The sequence below is a fragment of the Aeromicrobium sp. genome, assembly GCF_049586495.1.
GTDB lineage: Bacteria > Actinomycetota > Actinomycetes > Propionibacteriales > Nocardioidaceae > Aeromicrobium.
The window spans coordinates 1-2,369 of sequence record NZ_JBAVCB010000031.1; the positions used below are offsets into that span (position 1 = coordinate 1).

Genomic DNA, 2,369 nt, shown 5'->3' on the forward strand with positions numbered 1-2,369 from the left:
CACCCACGCACCACTCAATCAAGGATGTCTTTCACATGAACCGCTCACGCAAGTACTTCGCCGGTATCGCGCTCGCCGCTGTTGCCGCTCTGCCCCTGGCCGCCTGCTCCTCCACGGACTCGGCTTCCTCCTCCTCGTCCTCGTCCAGCTCTGATGTGAAGATCGCCAAGCCGATCGCCCGCATCAACGCCCTGTCCGGTGACACCACCGCCGTCCTGCTGGACGCCGGCTTCACCGACGCGCTGACCTCGCTGGGCCTGACGCCCGGAGTCGTGGGCGAAGGCGACCTGGTCGACGGTTCACTCGTCTTCCCGATCACCGGCGGCAACGTCACGGTCTTCGACAAGACCGAGGCCAAGCCCTACGTCATCGGCCAGGTCCAGCACGAGGGCTCGGGCTTCTCGCTCGAGGCCGGCGAGACCAAGGTCGAGATCACCAACCTGAACGTCGACCCGGGCGCCAGCCGCGTCTACGGCGACGTCGCCGTCAACGGCAAGACCGCCGCCACCAGCGCATTCATCTTCCAGCTGCGTGGAGCGACCCTGAAGCCCCTGCAGACCGAAGGCGACACCGCCATTCTCGAGGGCACCAAGGTCTTCGTCTCCCCGGTCGCCGCTGAACTGCTCAACGGCACCTTCAAGACCGACGCCGTGACCGACCAGCTCCTGGTCGGCATCGCAAAGATCACCGTCAACACCACCCCCGCCAGCTGATCACCTAGCAGCCAGCACGGCAGCGGGCGCTCATCCTCCGGTGAGCGCCCGCTGGCCACACCCCCCATCTCACCGAAAGGAGCGTCCACCATGTCCGACCTCCATGCGCTAGTCGCTCCCTACGCCCTGAACGCAGTCGATGATCTTGACCGTCGCCGATTCGAAGCGCATCTGCTCGAGTGCGAGAGCTGCACGGCCCAGGTCGGCGGTTTCGCCGCTGCTGCCGCTGTGCTTGCCGCCGCGAAGTCTGAGCCGCCTCCGCCTCGCCTCCGCTCACAGATCCTGTCGGCGGTCGCCTCCGTTCCCCAGCACCGCACCTTCGACCATCCACGCACCCGCCACATCTGGCGCCGCATCATTCCGGCCCTCGCTGTCGCTGCGGCTCTGGTCGTGCCCGTGGTGGGAGCGACCAACTACGTGACGGATCAGCGCGACGGCGCCGACGCCGCCGCTCTGGCAGCATCGACCTCCATCTCGACGGTCCTCGCCTCCCCCGACGCGGCCACCCGGTCCAAGGTCGTGGCTGGCGGCGGATCCATCCGCGTCGTCACCTCCAAAGCGCGCCGCGCTGCAGTGGTCGCAGCCGATCAGCTGCCTCCCCTGGCCAAAGGAAAGACCTATCAGATCTGGACCTTGGCATCTGGCAGCGCCACCCCGCGCGGCACCTTCGCGACCTCCACGGTCATCACAGCGGACCGGCTCGGCTCCACCGATCGCATCGCCGTGACCGTGGAGCCCGCAGGCGGCTCCGACCGGCCCAGCTCGCTGCCGATTGCCGTCCTGCCGCTGTAGACCGCGTTGGCGGGCCTAGCGCGCACTGATGTGTCACAGTTGCCTCCGTGAAGGTGACCAGCGCATTCGGCTATCTGGCCGCACTGCTTCTCGTCCTGGCCGGATGGGTCGGCGCCACCGTCGTGGCCGCCGGCGCCTGGGACACGGTGCGCGACTCGACGCTCGTCCCGGTCACCCAGGAGCGTGCCGACGCGCGGGGTTCCAGCGTCGCCGTCTTCACCGACATCGTTCAACCAGAACGTGCCATCACGTGCCGCGGTGTCGACCCGGAGGACGCGTCCGTCACGATCGAGCCCGCCGCCATCGACGTGCCCGTCGAGTTCGACGGAACTGAGTGGCACCTGATCAATCTGCTGCCTGAGGGCCGCGACGATCTGAAGATACGGTGCGCACCCCGGGACAAGCGGGTCGACAATGCCACCTACACGTTCGCGATCGTTGACGGTTTCACCTCACGTGGCGAGCGAGGGCAAGCCATCGCCACCACCGGACTGCTCGCCGGACTCGCCCTCGCCAGCTGGACCTTCATCTGCAGGCGCAATCTCAAGAAGTCCCTCATGAACGGCACGGGAAACCCATGAGCATGCTGCCCACCTACGTGACCGGATGGCGGGAGTCCGCCGACGCCGTGCTGGCCCTGGCCGAAGGACTGGATCCGGCGCTCGCTGACGCACCGACCGACTGTCCGGACTGGACCGTGCAGGATGTCATCGCGCACCTGGCGCACCTGGAGTCCGCCCTGTGCGGCGAATCATCTGATGCCGGCGCCGACGGGGAGACCCAGCTGGCCCCCAGCTACACCGGGGCCGGCGTTCTCGAACGCCGAACCCGGACGCTGGCCCACGTCACTGCACAGCTGCGAGC

At 67.7% G+C, this 2,369-nt stretch carries 4 protein-coding genes; all 4 read left to right on the forward strand.

All coding sequences use genetic code 11. The features are described from left to right. The coding region (locus tag WB508_RS01640) for a hypothetical protein (RefSeq protein ID WP_423843131.1) at positions 1-713 on the forward strand (713 nt) is incomplete at its 5' end. Between the two features lie 90 nt (positions 714-803). Continuing rightward, positions 804-1,505 carry an anti-sigma factor domain-containing protein gene (locus WB508_RS01645; RefSeq protein WP_423843132.1) on the forward strand — a complete coding sequence of 234 codons (702 nt, stop codon included), beginning with the start codon at positions 804-806 and terminating at the stop codon, positions 1,503-1,505. A gap of 47 nt (positions 1,506-1,552) precedes the next feature. Further along, positions 1,553-2,086: a hypothetical protein gene (locus WB508_RS01650; protein WP_423843133.1), complete on the forward strand. Its 534-nt coding sequence runs from the start codon at positions 1,553-1,555 to the stop codon at positions 2,084-2,086. Continuing rightward, positions 2,083-2,369 (forward strand): maleylpyruvate isomerase N-terminal domain-containing protein (locus WB508_RS01655; RefSeq protein ID WP_423843134.1); only part of this gene is annotated, 287 nt, incomplete at its 3' end. The genes WB508_RS01650 and WB508_RS01655, both read left to right, overlap by 4 nt.

Coding starts and splice junctions, on each gene's coding strand:
- WB508_RS01645 (WP_423843132.1), top strand. CDS start 804: ATGTCCGACCTCCATGCGCTAGTCGCTCCCTACGCCCTGAACGCAGTC.